Origin of the sequence: uncultured Tateyamaria sp., assembly GCF_947503415.1 — a bacterium.
In the GTDB taxonomy this organism is placed as follows: domain Bacteria; phylum Pseudomonadota; class Alphaproteobacteria; order Rhodobacterales; family Rhodobacteraceae; genus Tateyamaria.
In genome coordinates this window covers 16,417-32,488 of sequence record NZ_CANNDS010000008.1, presented here as the reverse complement: position 1 = coordinate 32,488, position 16,072 = coordinate 16,417, and the positions used below count along the sequence as shown (strand labels likewise).

Sequence of the window (16,072 nt, the reverse complement as noted above, 5' to 3'; positions counted from 1 at the left end):
TTTGACACATGTTCTGGTGACCGGGGGGGCGGGCTATATCGGCAGCCACGCCTGCAAGGCGCTCAAGGCGGCAGGCTATGTGCCTGTCACATACGACAACCTCGTCACGGGCTGGCAGGATGCCGTCAAGTTCGGCCCCTTCGAACAGGGCGACCTGTCGGACCGGGCCCGGCTGGACGCGGTGTTTGCCACCTGGAAGCCGGTGGCTGTCATGCATTTTGCAGCCCTCAGCCAGGTCGGAGAGGCGATGTCCGAACCGGGGCTTTACTGGCGCAACAATGTGGGCGGCTCGCTGACCCTGATCGAAGCGGCGGTGGCGGCGGGCTGCATGAACTTCGTCTTTTCATCGACCTGCGCCACCTATGGCGAGCATGACAATGTCGTGCTGGACGAACAGACCCCGCAAGAGCCGCTGAACGCCTATGGCGCCTCCAAGCGCGCGGTCGAAAACATCCTGCGCGACTTTGAGGCGGCCTATGGCCTCAACCACGTGATCTTTCGCTATTTCAACGTGGCGGGGGCTGATCCCGAAGGCGAGGTGGGTGAACATCACCGCCCCGAGACCCATCTGATCCCGGTCATGCTGGAGGCCATCGACGGCACCCGCGATGCCCTGACCATCCACGGCACCGACTATGACACGCCCGATGGCACCTGCATTCGCGACTATGTCCATGTGTGCGATCTGGTAGACGCCCATGTGCTGGGTCTGAAGTGGCTGCAAGACGGCAAGGGCAGCGAGGTGTTCAATCTGGGCACCGGAGACGGGTTTTCGGTGCGCGAGGTCATCGATGCCTCAAGTGCGGTGACCAACAAGGACGTGCCCCATACCCATGGCCCGCGGCGGGCCGGAGACGCCACCAAGCTGGTGTCGGGCTCGTCCCGCGCCGCGCAGTCGTTGGGCTGGTCGCCGGATCGCTCCAACATGCGCCAGATGATCGAGGATGCATGGACCTGGCACCGGACAGGCGCTTACGAGAAGTAGCGTTGACGGTCATGGCAACAGGTCATGGGAATATATTTCACATAATCCACATTATGACGCTTTGGGTCGGGCGGGCCGGGCAAAGGTGTCCGGGATGGAAAGCACCGCGTCGATGGATTAACACTCGGGGCGGCCCGGCCCCCCTGTTTCAGATGCTGGCCACGGACGGGATCGGCGCAGGACAGCGGCCTGCCCCTGATTTTCAGCGAGGATCTGCATGAACACCCCCGGATCAGCCACATATGCGGACACCCGCAGCGCCCTTTGGCAGGTGCTGAACGCGCTGCCTGCCGCCTCGGCCACCGATGCAAGGTCGGTGCCGGTGCGCATGGCGCTTGGCACGGCGGCGCGCGCCCTTGGCGATCTGGACATGGCCGGCACGCTTTATGCGCAGGTGCTGACCGTCGCCCCCAAGCACGAAGAGGCGCTGGCCGGCCAGATCGATGCCGAGATTGCGCGCGGCGACCATGAGGCCGCCCTTGGGCTGTGTGATGCGGCCCTTGGCCTGCGGCCCAAAAGTGCCCTGTTGCAGGGCAAGAAGGCGCATGTGCTGCAGGCGCTGGACCGCCGTGCGGAGGCGCTGGACATGCTTGTGGTGCTGCACGAGGCACACCCGACCCACGTGCCGACCCTTCTGCCGCTGGCAAACCTGCGGCGCGCCTTTGGCGATCTGGAGGCGGCGGAGGCGCTTTATGCGCAGATCCTTGATCTTGAGCCCGGCCATGAGGGCGGGCTGGTGGGGCAGATCGACATCGCCCTTGCGCGCGGCGACCATGATGCGGCCCTTGAGATGTGCGAGGCGGGGCAGGTCCTGCGCCCCAGAAGCATCCTGTTGCGGCGCAGGCAGGCCCATGTGTTGCAGGCCGTGGGCCGCCGTCAGGAGGCGCTGGATATCCTTGAGGCCCTGCACGCGGCGCATCCCAAGCGCGTCCCGATCCTTCTGACGCTGGCAAACCTGCAGCGCGCCCTTGGCGATCTGGAGGCGGCGGATGCGCTTTATGCCAAGCTCCTTGAGCTTGAGCCCGGACATGAAGGCGCGCTGGTGGGACAGATCGATGCCGCCCTTGCGCGCGGCGACCATGACGCGGCCCTTGATCTGTGCGAGGCGGGGCGGACCCATGGCCCCCGCAGCCCCCTTTTGCGGCGCAGGCAGGCCCATGTGCTGCAGGCCGTGGGCCGCCCGCAGGAGGCGCTGGACATCCTCGGGGTGCTGCAGGAGGCGGAGCCGGACCACATCCCCACCACGCTTGCACTGGCAAACCTGCATCGCACCCTTGGCGACCTGGAGACGGCGGATGCGCTTTATGCGCAGGTCCTGTCCGTTGAGGCCGCCAACTGGCCGGCCCGGCGCGAGCGCGCCAAAATCGCCGAGGCCCTTGGGGACATCGACACTGCCATTGCGCTGCTGGAGCAGGATCCCCTGATGCAGCAGAACGTGTTCAAGAAGACCGGTCATGACGGCTGATCGCGCGCTGGCACTGCTCAGCCTCTATCTCAGGGCGGGCAGGATGGCCGAGGCGGCCGTCGTCTCGGCGTGGCTTGCGGACCGGTTGGGCACATTGAACAACGCACAGCTGAGACAGTTCATCAAAGTGGCGGAAACGTCGGATCAGCCGGACCTGATGTCTGCGGCCATCGCGCATGTCGAGACCCGGTCGCTGATCGACATGCCCCTGGCCAAGGTGGTGCTGCGCATCGCCCATGTGGCCGAGAACGAAGCGCTGGCCGAGCGCACCGAGGACGCCTTGTGCGCCCGTATGGCCCCGGCCCTGCAGCCCCCCTTTCGGATCATGGCCGCGCGGATGCGAAAGGGGCCGCAGGCCGCACTGGAGCGGACGCTGGAGATCCGCACAGGCCAGCGCAGCCCCCGTGCAGCGGCGGATCTGGCACAGCTTCTGATCGACAACGGGCGCAAGCAATTGGCGATCCGCTATCTGCGCCTGAGTGCCCGGCGCTGGCCAAATGCGCTTCCGGTTCTGACCACGCTGACACAGTCCTTTATCCAGGCCGGTCTTCCGGATGCGGGGCTGGCATGGCTCGACAGTCACCGCGGGGCAAAGAATGTGCAGGCGCTTGAGGACCTGCGCATGAAACTGCTTTTGGCCCTGGGGCGGCCGGAAGAGGTGGTGACGCTGATCGAGGCCGGGATCGCAGCCGGTCAAAGGCCGCCCGATGACACGACGCTGCTGCAGCTGTTCTGTGTCCTGAACCGGTTGGAGGATGCAGAACGCACCGCCACGGCCATCCAGACCAATCCACGCCACGCCAGCAGGAAGCGCGCGCATTTCGGCACGACACTTTTTGGCGCGCGGCTCAATGAGCTGCGCCTGTACCGGATATCCCTGCAACATCAGGCAGAGCCGCATCCCGGCCCCGACCTTGCCGCCAGCAATTTTCAGGCGGCCAACGACGTCCTGAACATGTGGGACACGCAAGCAGCCGGGTCCGGCGAACATACCGCGCCGCATTTCACGCCCCGGCATATCTTTCAGTACTGGAACACCGCCAAGGTGCCCGATGCAATCCACGGGGTCATGCAAACCTGGGCGGATGCGCCGGGCTGGCGCTATGAGCGCTTTGACAGGGCGCGCGCCATCGCGTGGCTGACCGAGGCCTATGACGCCGCACATGCGCGCGCCTTCGAGGTGGCCCGCCACGTCGCCGAGGAAAGCGATTTCCTGCGCCTGTGCGTGCTCTACCGGCAGGGCGGCATCTATGCGGATGCCGATGACATGCTGACCGGCCATCCCGATGATATTGTCGCCAAGGGGCCGGGGTTGATCGTGTTCCGCGAACCCTTTGGCGCATTGGCCAACAACCTGATCTGCGCGCCGCCCGGACATCCCGCCATCGGTCAGGCCATCACCATGGCAAAGGCGGCCCTGATCGGACGGGACAATGACAGCACATGGTCAAAGACGGGTCCGGGGCTGCTGACACGCGCCGTGGCCTGGCACATGCTGGCACATCCGCAGGATGCACGCCGCGACACGACCATGCTGCCGCAATCCCACATGTTTCTCCATACGCTGCCCCATGTGAAGCTGCCCTACAAAACCACTGCAAGCTACTGGCACACAGGCACTTTCCGCACGACGGGGCGCGTGGTTTCTGCACTTCAGACGCTGGCCCATACGGCACATAACTGACTGCGGTGGGTCAAAACCATTAGCGCTTGACCGGGCAAGATATCGCCGCCAAGTTGAATCTTGTATCCGGACTCCACCCGCGGTTCAGCCGCCGTGTTCTCCGGAAAAAGCGTATTTTGTTTGAGCTTCGTACAATTTCGAAAAGTCATTCCTGAAGGACGAAAAAGGAACCCCCCATGTCAGAACCGTTTATCGGACAGATCTATCTTGTAGGTTACAACTTTGCAGCGCGTGGCTTTGCCTTGTGTCAGGGCCAGTTGCTCCCAATCTCGCAAAACACGGCGCTGTTTTCGCTGCTGGGAACCAACTTTGGCGGGGACGGGCGCACCACATTCGGCCTGCCGAACCTGTCCGGGCGCGTGGCCGTCGGCATGGGCAATGGTCCCGGATTGACGCCGAGGCAAATTGGCCAGGCTGGCGGGGCAGAAACCACAACGATGACTGTGGCAAACATGCCGGCGCACAGCCACACCGCCAGCCTGCGTGCAGAAATCACACCGGCCGATCAAAGCAACGCGACCGACAACATGCTGGGCTCGGGCCAGTTCTATGCGGCGCCAAGCCCTGTTCCCGATCGGACCCTGTCGTCGGATGCGATCGCTGTGTCCAACACCGGGGGCGGACAGGCGGTCGACAACATGCAGCCCTTCCTTGTTCTGAACTACCAGATCGCACTGGTCGGCATCTTCCCGTCGCGCAGCTGATCCCGTGAACAGGCGGCCCTTTGTTCAAGGACAAGGGGGCGTCCACAGAAAGGAGTGCCCTCATGAGCACCAAGAACTGCATCAGCAGACGCGGCTTCGTGGCGATGAACGCCGCCGGGGCCGCCATGGCCGCAATGCCCGCGGTCGCAGCCACCCCTGCCGCCGTCGAGGCTGTCACCCCCGTGGGTCCGTTCAACTGGATCACCTCGGGGGCTGCCGAACTGTCGGCCCATGTCGGTCAGCGGTTCCGATTTCAGGACGAGGATGGCCACAGCACGGTGATGCGTCTGATCGAGGTCTCGGCCGTGGACAGCGGCGCGGATCGCCCGGCCCACCTGCCCCGGACCGAAGGGGTTGTCGCGGTTTTTGACGGCCCCGACATTGCCCCCCTCGCCGAAGCCGGACACAGGCTGTACCGGGTTGGGGCGACGGGTCTTGGCCGCGCAGATGTCATGGCCGGGCCGGTTCCGCGCCGGGACGGATCCAACGTGATCGAGATCGTGCTGAACTGATCAGCCTTGCTTTTTGAAACGCCTCGCCTCTTTTTCGGCGGGGCGTTTTTTATGCCAACACTCAGGGAGCCCGCCATGCGCGACGGCCGCGGACAGGTGTCTTTTCGTATCATCCACGACGCGGACCGTGCGTTTCTGGAGGCGCTCTATGCCAGCACCCGGGACTGGGAATTTCAGCTGACCGTCTGGAAGGACGATGAAAAGGCGGATTTTCTCAAAGGCCAGTTCGAGGCGCAGGACCTGCATTACCAACGGGTCTATCCCAATGCGATCCGCCGGATCATCACTTTGGACGGGGTGGATATCGGACGGCTTTATGTGGACCGTCAGGACGACAACCTGCGGATCATCGAGCTGACGCTGGCGCCCGGCTATCAGGGCCGCGGCATTGGCACCGACATCCTGCGCAGCCTTTTGAACGAAGCCCATGGGGGCAAGGTGCCCGTGCGGTTGATGGTCGAAAAGACCAACCCGGCGCTGCGGCTTTACCTGCGTCACGGGTTCACGCAGACGGATGATCAGGGCCAGCATCTGGCACTGGAATGGCGCCCGCACACCGGCCCACGCGAGGTTTGAGGCGTCACGGCGCCTGTGCGGCGCAGGGTCCCGACCCTAGTTGAACACGGCCTCGTAAAGCATGCAGTCCCTGTCTTGCCGGAACGGGGACAGGAACAAATCCATGTCCCCAAGTGCCGGATGCGTCATGGCGTAAACCGTGCTGGCCAGCACGGGCTGCACCGGGCCCTCGAATGTCAGGGCAAACGCCTTGCGCGGGGGAATTTCGGCATCGTCGATCACGACGATATTGTCGCGTATGGTCGAGCCTTCGAATATCTTGACGTTGTCCAGCATGAGCGTCACCGGCCCTGTTTCAGCCCGAACCTCGAACCTGTCACCGACATAAGCATCGAAATCCTGGGGGGCTGCGGTCATCGGGTCGAATGTCATTCTGTGTTCCAATCGGCATATGTTTGCCAAAACTGCCCATGCAGTGTTGCGAAAAAGAGAGGTATTGCCGTGTCTTGGCCTGCGGGACAACTCAAATACGCTCGACAGCACAAGGGCAATACCCTAAACATTAATGGCAAATTTACCTTACCCAAGCCGGTGTCCGGCATTTGAAAGGAATACGACATGGCCACATATGAGGGCACAGCGCATCTTTACTTCGATGGGGTGCTATTTGGTGCGGATGTTGATCCGGGAGAAGCCATCTCGGACAATGCCGTCGACACAACGTTCAGCGTCGGCGAAGCCGTGTTTGACAATGATGGCAACCTGTTTTCCGATGGTCAGGGCACCTTTGTCGGGACACTCAACATCAACGGCACCGAATATCCGATCTTTTCAGCCGACAACAGCGGTGCGACGATCAACAATGGTGAAGTCTATGTCGTGACGCCTGCGGGTTTCGACTCGGACACTCTTCCAGGCAATCTGAATTTTGCCCAGGCGTCGCATCTGACTGAATGCTTCCTGACCGGCACCCGCATCGCGACACCGGATGGTGAAAAAGCGGTTGAAGAGCTGGCCATCGGTGACGAAGTCCTGACCGCAGACGGCACCACCGTTCCCGTGCGCTGGGTCGGTTGGCAGAAAGTGGTCTGCGCCTTCCAGCCGCCAGAGCGTCTGATGCCTGTCCGTGTTCAGGCCGGTGCACTGGGCAATGGTCTGCCCAAGCGGGATCTGACCCTGACCGGCGACCATGCGCTGCATATTGACGGCATGCTGATCAACGCCAGCGCCCTGGTCAACGACAGCACAATCACCTGGGTGCCCCTGTCGGAATTCGACGGCAGCTACACGGTCTATCACGTGGAAACAGAAAACCACGACCTGATCCTGGCCGAAGGCACCGCCACCGAGACCTATATCGACTATCTGGGCCGCAGCAACTTCCACAACTACGCGGAATTTGTTGAGCTCTATGGCGACGTGCGGACCATCCCGGAGATGAACCTGCCCCGCGTTTCGGCTGCACGTCTGGTGCCGCCGGCGATCCGCGCACGGCTGGCAGAACACCAAGCGGCCTGACGGCAGCTGCCCTTGGGGCGTGAACCCGACCCGGACAGGCCACGGCGCCTGTCCGGGTCTTCGTGCCCCTTGTGACGACCACCTGCAGCCATGGTCCCGCTGCAGGATGATCTGACGACTTGGCACATGCCATGGGCCGGTGTATTGCGCTGCTTTCACAAGCCATCGAAAGGTGTGGTGTGCACCCCAATTATGTGATGTCCCTGAATGATCTGGACGCCGATGGCAGCACCGAATCCGTGGCTGTCATTACACCGGGGCTGCGTGTCGGCATCGGCGATGTCAGCGGGGTTCTGTCTTTCAGGACAGACGGGGCGCTGCATCTTGAGACCAGGGAAACGAACGGGCCTTATGAATGGGCCGAAATCTCGGTCACGTTGAAGGGCGATGGGTGGCGCGACTGCCGCCGTATCTATGTGCAGGCCACCGCGTCTTCGAACATCCCTGTTGAAATCGTGCCTGCCGTGCGCCTGTTCACCTCCGACAAGTTTCACGATCTGTTTGCCACCACGCCGCTGGCCGTGACGTCTGAAAAAACCACGTCCGGCTGCGTGTTTGAGCTGTCCCCGAACCGGATGGCCAATATCGAGCGCGTCGATCTGCAGCTGTTCCTGTCCAGCGATGAGCACAGTCTGACCCTGTTTGACCTGTCCGCTGCCGGAACGCGCTGACGTGTCGTATGTGCAAGGATCCCCATGAAATTTTCATGCATCATGACCACTTTCGACGACAGGGACATTCTTGTTCAATCTGTCAATTCGCTGCTGCATCAGACCCATACCGATTTCGAGCTGCTGTTGGTCGATGACGGGTCCGGCCCCGAGACAAAGGCGGTGCTGGCGGGCTTTGATGATCCGCGGATCATGTTGCTGGAACAATCCAATGACGGGCTGTCCTCGGCTCGGAACCGGGCGCTGCATCATGCCACGGGGGATTACATCTGCTTTCTGGATGCCGACGATGTGCGTGCGCCCTGGGCGCTGGCCGATGTCGCGGCGGCCATTGAGGCAAGCGCGCCCGAGCTGATCATCGTGCGCGGCGTGTTCTCCGGAGAGCGCAGCCCGCTGGCCCCGTTTCTGGATGAAAGCGCCATGGACGGGTACGAGGCCGCCGCGGCCAAGGGCGAGATGACCCTGGCAGACCGCAAGGCCTGGGCCATGAGTTGCGAGCCGCAATCGGCCAACAAGTTCATTGCCCGCGCCCTGATCGAACGCGGTGCCCTGCGCTTTCCCAATGACCACTTCTTTGAAGACATCCTGTTTCACAGCGCCGCCATCGCCCATGCCCGATCGGTGGAGATCTTGCCGTCGCGCAGCTTTACCTATTTTCAGCGCCAGTTGCGGCCCCAGCTGACCGCGTCGAACGGGCTGAGCCGGTTCGACATCATCGGCACCGCCCGCGTGGCGTTTCAGCTGTTTGAACGGCATCCCGATTTCGCCCATCCGCGGATCAGGGGGGCGCTGTCCATCGGGGCGCTGCGCCTGTTGCGCTGGTGCGAAGACACCATCCCCACCTATCACAAACCCGCCTACAAGGTGGCCCTGGGGCAAAGCCTGAAATCCGTGAACCGTCTGTATCTGGTCATTGATCCGTCAACCCCGGACCCGCGGGGCGAACGCGACGGGTTGATGCACTATGCCAGAGAGCGTGTGAGGTGAGCATGTCCGAGACCGATACGACACCCGCCCCCAAGAAAGAGGCCCCAAAGGCCGCTCCCGTAGCTGTTTCTGAGCCTGTGACCGCGCAGACCACGTATCAGGTCTTTGGCACGACGGTCACGCTGACCCATGCGGATGACGCGCCTGAAGCGGCGCGCCAGATGGAGATGCTGACCTCGGATTATGAGTTTTTTCTGGCGTCGCGGGTGATCCCCAAGGCCGGGCTGTGCGTGGATGTGGGCGCCGGGGACGGCTGGTTTGCCATTGCCTTTGCGGCGGCCTTTCCCGACTGGCAGGTCCTGTGCCTTGAGCCGGACCCCGACGCCGCAGAGCGGATCCGCGCCAATGCGACCGCCAACGCCCTGAGCAATGTGATCTGTGTGACGGCCGGGTTTCATCCTGATATGCCCGACACCGACATTGCGCCCCCCGACCCCGACGGGTTGGCGGCGTGGGCGGCGGCCCTTGCCGATCACATGCAGCCGCAGCCCTTCCAGCAACTGACCGCGCTGGGGCGGCGTCTGGCCCCCCTGCCCGCCGACACCGATCAGGAGGACGCGCTGAGGGTGCCCTGCCTGCCGGTCTCGGCCCTGTCTGCGCTGGCCCCTGACTTGCTCAAGCTGGATGTTGTGGGCAGTGTCACGGCCATTGCGGAGCGGATGCGGGACTGCCCTGTCGGGTTCATGCTGGGGCAGCTTTACGATTACGTCCCCTCGACCCTGTTCACCCCCGCAGAAGGGGCCGGGGCGCGGGAATATTACCTGCGCTATGGGGCGCACGCGCTGCGCCGGGATTACGAGGACAACTTTGCCACCCGCAAGGCCCGGCTGGATGTCGTTGTCGCGATGTATAACACCAAGGACTACATCACCGACTGCATCGACAGCGTTCTGGCCGATGGCAACGACGATATCCGGGTGATTGTCGTCGATGACGGATCGACCGATGGCTGCGGTGATCTGGTGGCCGGGCAGTATCGCAACGATGCCCGCGTGCGCCTTGTGCGCAAGCCCAATGGCGGCTGCGCATCGGCCCGCAATTACGGGCGGGCCCAGTCGGATGCCACGCATATCGCCTTTATCGATGCCGATGACCGTGTGGACCCGGGCCTGTTCACGGCCCTGCTTGAGACGGCGCGCTATACCGGGGCCTTTGTGGTCGAGGGCGAGTTCGAGTTCCTGCATGTCGACGCGGACGGGACCGAGCGGCGCGACCCCAGCTACGAGGCCGATATCTATGACACGCCCGGAAACCACGGGCTGGGCGCGCATGATTACATGTGGATTTCGGGCGAGGCCATCGCCGTGGGGCAGCCCACGATCTGGCGCCGGGTGCATCGGCGCGATTTTCTGGACCGCAAGAACATCTACTTTCCCGAACATGTGCGCGCGTTCGACGACCAGATCTTTCAGATGCTGGTGGCGCAATATTGTGGCTCCCTCGCCCATGTGCGCGGCCACAGCTATCACTACCGTCAGCACCCCGCGCAGGACATCAAGCAAGGCGACGAGCGGCATTTCTACAGCTTCAACATGTTCCGCACCATTCTGCTGCGGTCCCTCGATGAAAGCTGGTCGAACATCGACATGGTCATCCAGTCGCTGCTGAACACGATGCAATGGTCCTATGCCGGGCTGCGGGACGACCTCAAACCGATCTATGTCGAGGCGGCGGTCGAATTTGTTGCGGTCCTGCAGAAGACCTATGGCACCGTGATTGCCCCGGACAGGCTGCGCGCCGTGGGGATCGACGGGTTCGACTTTCTGGTGGAGCGCCGGGCCCATGACATGCAGCACGATCCGGTCACCCACGGCATGATGCGACAGGAAGACTGGCGCTGGCAGCCTGAAATGATCCGGATGATGCAGGCGGTTTCCAACACGTAATTCACGGTAGTGCGGGCGCCCAATGTGGTGTTTGTTTCGAAGGCGCAAGGCGGTGGGGCAACGGCTGGACACAGAATGACACAACGCAAGACACTCGTGCTGCACATCGGCACACATAAAACGGGCACAACCTACATCCAGAACGTCCTTGCGCGGAATGCGGACCGTCTTTTGAAGGCGGGGATCCTGTATCCAAAATCCGGGCGCATTCACAACGCACATTTCAAGCTGTGCTGGCAGTTGCGTCACGCGGATTTCAAAGGGGCCGCCCTGGACGCGATCCCCGAATGGCGCGGGATGATGGACGAGTTTCGCACCAGCAAAGCCGAGATCGCCATTGTCAGCGCAGAAGAGTTCGCCTTTTCGATCCCCCCGAAACGCCTTGCGGATCTCAAGGCGCATTTCGATGTCCGGGTCGTCTGCTTCGTGCGCAGTCCCGACACCTTTGTGCAGAGCTTTTACAACCAGTTCGTCAAGGATTTCTCGACCCGCGAGACCCGGACCCTGACGCAGTACCTGGCCGAGGAGAACCCGTTCTTTCTGGCCAACAGACCCATGCTGGAAAAGTGGATCGATGTCTTTGGGCGCCCTGCCGTGACCGTGCACAGCTTCGAAGAGGCCACCCGCACGGGCGAGCTGTTCGGCGCGTTTTTCAAAGCGCTCGAGCTTCAGGTCCCCCCCGGGTTGCAAAGCCCGAGCGTGGACATTCTGCAGAAGGTGTCCCTGCCGCCGGACGCCCTGGAATATCTGCGGCTGTCCAACCCGTACCTAACCAAGGAACAGGGCCATCATGGGTTCGTCGTTGATCTGGTGAAAGTGGTGCAGGACCACAAGGAGAAATTCCAGACCACACGCAGCGGGGTGCTGTCGCTGGCATCGCGCCAGATGCTGCGCGAGCGGTTCGCGCCGCAAAACACATGGCTGGCCAAGACATTCTGGGGTCAGCAAAAGAACCCGTATCCAGTCAGCCAGGCAGCCCGCCCTGCGGGCGATTTCGACACCCAGCCGGAAGAGGCGGACGTGCACACGCTAAGCCGGGTTTCGGTCCTGCTCAGAGAGCTGATGAAGAAGAACGCCTGAGCCCCGGGGCACATCAATCACAACAAGGCTGTTCCGACGCCTTTTTGGTTGGTTTTTCATCGGGTTCGTGACGTGCGCGAAGTATAGCCGCTCACACTGTGAAAGACACTCGACCTCTCAGAAACGATACGTTAACGATGCGCCAAAGCCCTATAGGATTCACGCATTTGACCCCGCGTGCGATATACAATGAACAAAAAAATATCTGTCATTATAACGACTTATAATGTCGGTCCGTATATCGAACAGTGTATTGCGTCCATCCTCAACCAGACCCACCAACCGCTTGAGATCATCCTTGTCGACGATGCCTCGACCGACGAGACGCTCAGCATCGCGCAGGCCCTGCTTGGGGATGTCCCGGACGCCCGGATCATCTCGTTTACCCAGAACACGCCGGGCGGCGTCGGCATCCCGGCGAATATGGGGCTGGATCAATGCACCGGCGACTACATTGCCTTTGCGGACGGGGATGACTGGTACGAGCCGGATATGCTCGAAAAGATGTTGGAGATCGCCGAACGCGATGACGCCGACACGGTCATGGTCAACTACAAGAATTTCGACGAGGCGAACCAGACCATTATCGACCCGGCGGATGCCAACAGATGGGATCTGCTGAACCAGCAATTCCGGGACAATGAAAACCCCGATGTGATCCGGCGCCATATCCTGCGCTTCACGCCGGTGCCCTGGCGCAAGCTCTACCGCGCGAGCTTTATCCACGCGCATCAGCTGCGCTTTCCGGAGGGGGATTTCTTCTTTGAAGACAACCCGCTGCACTGGTTCACCACGATCAAGGCGTCGCGGATCGCCATTCTGGACAAGATCATGTGCTATCACCGGGTCAATCGGCCCGGGCAGACCATGGCGTCAAACGGCCGGGAGCTGTTGTTCTTCTACCGGCATTACGAATCCACGCTGGCCTGGCTGCGTGCCCAAGACACATACGAAGAATTCGAGACCGACCTGATCACATGGATCGTGTCCCAGATCGAGTGGACCTCCAAGAAGATCACGCGCGCGCTCTGGATGGACCTTTACAACGAGGTCGTGGATGTCATGAGCAACCACAGCGAACAGGCGATCTTCTCGGCCCTGGCGCGGAACAACGTGGGCACCTATGGCTGGAGCCTCGTGACGGCCGCCAAGTTTCAGGACCTGGGCCAGTTCATCCAGATCCTGCTGTCGGGCCCACAGCAAAACACAATGTCATGGGAACGGTTGCGCGACACGCACTCAAAGGTCGCCAAGCTGGAGGCAGAGGTCAAAAAGCTTCGTTCGGACATGAACGCCAAGCTTCTGACCCTGGACAGGCTGATACGCGCCACCCTTCTCTACACATCCAACGAACAATAGACAGAACGCGGCAAGGGCGAACACATGGTCGGAGATGAATTCGAAAATGAAGCTGCACTGGGCGACGTCCAGCCTGCGCAGTATCACATGCACTGGAACGCGGCGCACGACCCCATGCCGGATGGGGTGACGTTTGCCTTTTCCGAAGAGACGGCCCCGAACTTCAAATTCGACGCGAACGAAGACTACGCACATCGCTGCGAGATCGGCACGCAGGACGGCAAGCTGCATATCACGCAGAAAAAGGACTCGAAATTCCGCTGGTTTTCCTCGGTCGTGTCCCTGAACCCCGCACTGCTGCAAGAGCGGAATTTCTGCGCCTACCGCATCTCTGCGGCGGTCAGTGCCCGGACCATAATATCTGCTCTGGTGCGGCTGCACCGGCCGGATGGAACCTTTGAAAACCACAACATGAGGTCAATCGTTCTGAACGAGGGCGCAAACGGGGTGTGCGACATATCCCAGGCCGACTTTCGTGACATCATGTCCGACAGCTCATTGTTCAATCCCCTTTTGATCCTGCAATACCAGAACCTTAGTCAAGACATTCTAATTGACGAAATCACCGTTTTTTAGAAACGCTGGGGGATTATCCAATGGTAAAGCTGAGCATCGTCATACCGTCTTACAATGTTGAAGACTATATTCTGCAAACGCTCTCGACCGTGAGCAAGGCAAATGTCGAAACAGAAACCATTATCGTGGATGACGCCTCTTCCGACGATACCCTGGCGATCTGCCAGGACTACGCGAAAACCGACAGCCGCGTTAAAGTCATTTCATGCCCGGAAAACGGCGGGGCCGGTGTTGCGCGCAATATCGGAATGAAACATGCGCGCGGGGAATACATCTATTTCCTGGATGCCGATGACGTGCTTTCCGACGGGGGCCTGGAAAAAGCCGTTCACTTGATGGACGAGCACGGGTGTGATGTCCTGGCCTTCAAATACGGCTACATGACATCTGAAAGTGGCCACGTCACAGGCATGCTGTCCAAGGATCTCAGCATCTGGGATGCCATCGTCACCAAGAAGCGGGAGGTCAAGGACGTGCCGGTCCGGGCCAATCCACGCATTCTGCTGACGGTGAACTACCCCTGGAACAAGATCGTGCGTCGTGACTTCATCGAACGCACGGGCCTGTTCTTTTCCAAGACGTCCGTGAACAATGACATCTATGCCCATTGGCACATCTATCTGCATGCGTCCAAAATCTGTCTCTACAACGAGACCCTGATCAAGCACCGCGTGTTCGCGCAGCGTGAGCAGATCACCAACGTCTTCGACGCCCGCCGCTTTGACGCGTTCGAGGCATTGGGCGACGTCGAAAGGATGATCCTGAACGACGAAATCATGACCCGTCGCTACTATCATTACTTTCTGCAGTTCAAGCTGGAGCTGCTCAAGTGGATCAATGGCCGGATGGACCCTGGGTTGCGGCAGGAATTCCTGTCCCGCGTCAGGGCGTCTTATCGCCAGATGGACCCGGGCCTGTTCCTGCAGGCCTTTGACAACGCACCGGGCGTCGCGTCGGAGTCGTTGACGCTTGGCACACAACCGCAATTGCTGCTGAAATTGAGTTGAAAAGAGGCGTTACATCAACAAGGCCTTATTGCCCCAGTTCTGAAAACTGAGCGACACGGCGAATTGCCTCTTCCCGCGCTCCGGTCGTGTCTGGGTCAAGCTGCGGTGTTGATCCCTGCGGAAACATGAGATGACTGGATTGGATCGCTTCACGCACCAAATCATCTTCGCATGAAAAAACGACGCGCGCGCCTATGTCCTGATCCAAATCGTTTATGTCTATGTTCAGTCGATTTGCCATCCAGCCCATATCGTCCTGTAGCTTTTGATCCTTCAGAAGATCGCCTGTGACCGGTTTGAAAGAGAAAGGCTGGCCTTCGATTTGCCAAAGATTATGGACAACGAATTTGTCGCGATCTTTCCGCTGCTTCTCGGTGAGCATTTCAGCGGCATATTTGCGATAAAGATAGAGCAGCGCGACAGCTGACGAGCGCATGGACTGATTGCGGCGTACCTCAGTGTCGATTGAAGGTGGTAACCCAATCCAGTTGCCGAAATCTGTAACAGCATCCGTATTCCGGGCTTGCAGATCATCATACAGACGAAGACGGACGCTATCCTGTCCAAAAATCTCGTCCAGCCGGGCAAATCGACCTTTGTAGTCAGGCCAGAGCTGTTTGGTGTTCAATTGCACTGAACCTGTCTTGAGATGCTGCTGAAACATGCTGGTCATGAAGCCAGCAGGTCGGCGCACATAGGCATAGACTTGTATGTCGTTGAAATACTCAGAAAAAAACGTGTTCATTCTTTGAACCGCGGATCGCGGTGCTGATGAAATTCGTTCTGCTGAAAATACAAATGTGCTTTTGTCGTTGTTATTGATTTGCTGGATCATGCGTTTGCGTTGTTCAACGCGCAGCTCTTCCGCGCTTTCTTGGGTCAGGCCGCTTCTCTTGAGGCCAAGATACTCGTGCGGGTTGTCTTCAAACAACAAGACAAAAAGATTGCTGTGGTTGCTTTGACGCCATTTGAAGTAATGCGCATCCTCGAACGCCGTGTTGCGCAGCCAATGCTGAATGGATGTGCTGCCCGTCTTGTGCATGCCTGCGTGCAGTATCAATCGGCGTTTGTCAGCCTCCATGATATTATTTTCCCATATAATTCAGTGGGTTCAAACAGAAA

At 60.4% G+C, this 16,072-nt stretch carries 16 protein-coding genes; 14 read left to right on the top strand and 2 right to left on the bottom strand.

Annotated features, from left to right (window positions below; all coding sequences use genetic code 11):
* Window position 1: 1 nt before the first annotated feature.
* From galE to Q1A32_RS23190, 6 genes are all read left to right on the top strand, one after another.
* Entirely contained in the window at window positions 2-985 is a 984-nt protein-coding gene (galE, locus tag Q1A32_RS23215) for a UDP-glucose 4-epimerase GalE (protein ID WP_299615934.1), read from the top strand.
* Between the two features lie 217 nt (window positions 986-1,202).
* Window positions 1,203-2,450: a tetratricopeptide repeat protein gene (locus tag Q1A32_RS23210; RefSeq protein ID WP_299658228.1), complete on the top strand. Its 1,248-nt coding sequence runs from the start codon at window positions 1,203-1,205 to the stop codon at window positions 2,448-2,450.
* Window positions 2,440-4,134 (top strand): glycosyltransferase, encoded by a 1,695-nt coding sequence (locus Q1A32_RS23205; protein WP_299658226.1) that lies wholly within the window; start codon window positions 2,440-2,442, stop codon window positions 4,132-4,134. The genes Q1A32_RS23210 and Q1A32_RS23205 overlap by 11 nt, the downstream gene beginning before the upstream one ends.
* A gap of 176 nt (window positions 4,135-4,310) precedes the next feature.
* Window positions 4,311-4,838, top strand: coding sequence for a phage tail protein (locus Q1A32_RS23200; RefSeq protein WP_299658224.1), 528 nt, complete (start codon window positions 4,311-4,313; stop codon window positions 4,836-4,838).
* A gap of 62 nt (window positions 4,839-4,900) precedes the next feature.
* Window positions 4,901-5,350: a hypothetical protein gene (locus Q1A32_RS23195; protein WP_299658222.1), complete on the top strand. Its 450-nt coding sequence runs from the start codon at window positions 4,901-4,903 to the stop codon at window positions 5,348-5,350.
* Between the two features lie 75 nt (window positions 5,351-5,425).
* On the top strand, window positions 5,426-5,926 hold the full coding sequence (locus tag Q1A32_RS23190; RefSeq protein WP_299615923.1) for a GNAT family N-acetyltransferase: 501 nt from the start codon (window positions 5,426-5,428) through the stop codon (window positions 5,924-5,926).
* A gap of 36 nt (window positions 5,927-5,962) precedes the next feature.
* Here the strand turns inward: Q1A32_RS23190 and Q1A32_RS23185 are convergent, their stop codons facing one another.
* Window positions 5,963-6,298: a hypothetical protein gene (locus tag Q1A32_RS23185; protein WP_299658220.1), complete on the bottom strand. Its 336-nt coding sequence runs from the start codon at window positions 6,296-6,298 to the stop codon at window positions 5,963-5,965.
* A gap of 186 nt (window positions 6,299-6,484) precedes the next feature.
* Between Q1A32_RS23185 and Q1A32_RS23180 the strand changes: the two genes are divergently transcribed.
* From Q1A32_RS23180 to Q1A32_RS23145, 8 genes are all read left to right on the top strand, one after another.
* On the top strand, window positions 6,485-7,384 hold the full coding sequence (locus tag Q1A32_RS23180; RefSeq protein ID WP_299658218.1) for a Hint domain-containing protein: 900 nt from the start codon (window positions 6,485-6,487) through the stop codon (window positions 7,382-7,384).
* Between the two features lie 131 nt (window positions 7,385-7,515).
* Window positions 7,516-8,055 (top strand): hypothetical protein, encoded by a 540-nt coding sequence (locus Q1A32_RS23175; RefSeq protein WP_299615917.1) that lies wholly within the window; start codon window positions 7,516-7,518, stop codon window positions 8,053-8,055.
* Window positions 8,056-8,079: 24 nt separating this feature from the next.
* Window positions 8,080-9,042 carry a glycosyltransferase family 2 protein gene (locus tag Q1A32_RS23170; RefSeq protein ID WP_299658216.1) on the top strand — a complete coding sequence of 321 codons (963 nt, stop codon included), beginning with the start codon at window positions 8,080-8,082 and terminating at the stop codon, window positions 9,040-9,042.
* A gap of 2 nt (window positions 9,043-9,044) precedes the next feature.
* Window positions 9,045-10,928, top strand: coding sequence for an FkbM family methyltransferase (locus Q1A32_RS23165; protein WP_299658214.1), 1,884 nt, complete (start codon window positions 9,045-9,047; stop codon window positions 10,926-10,928).
* A gap of 75 nt (window positions 10,929-11,003) precedes the next feature.
* The gene (locus Q1A32_RS23160) at window positions 11,004-12,008 is read left to right on the top strand and encodes a hypothetical protein (protein WP_299658212.1); all 1,005 of its coding nucleotides are present in this window, start codon (window positions 11,004-11,006) and stop codon (window positions 12,006-12,008) included.
* A 189-nt stretch (window positions 12,009-12,197) separates the two neighbouring features.
* On the top strand, window positions 12,198-13,367 hold the full coding sequence (locus Q1A32_RS23155; protein WP_299658210.1) for a glycosyltransferase family 2 protein: 1,170 nt from the start codon (window positions 12,198-12,200) through the stop codon (window positions 13,365-13,367).
* Between the two features lie 24 nt (window positions 13,368-13,391).
* On the top strand, window positions 13,392-13,943 hold the full coding sequence (locus Q1A32_RS23150; protein WP_299658208.1) for a hypothetical protein: 552 nt from the start codon (window positions 13,392-13,394) through the stop codon (window positions 13,941-13,943).
* A 20-nt stretch (window positions 13,944-13,963) separates the two neighbouring features.
* Window positions 13,964-14,950 (top strand): glycosyltransferase family 2 protein, encoded by a 987-nt coding sequence (locus Q1A32_RS23145; protein WP_299658206.1) that lies wholly within the window; start codon window positions 13,964-13,966, stop codon window positions 14,948-14,950.
* Window positions 14,951-14,975: 25 nt separating this feature from the next.
* Here the strand turns inward: Q1A32_RS23145 and Q1A32_RS23140 are convergent, their stop codons facing one another.
* Window positions 14,976-16,031: a hypothetical protein gene (locus tag Q1A32_RS23140; protein WP_299658204.1), complete on the bottom strand. Its 1,056-nt coding sequence runs from the start codon at window positions 16,029-16,031 to the stop codon at window positions 14,976-14,978.
* Between the last annotated feature and the right edge of the window lie 41 nt (window positions 16,032-16,072).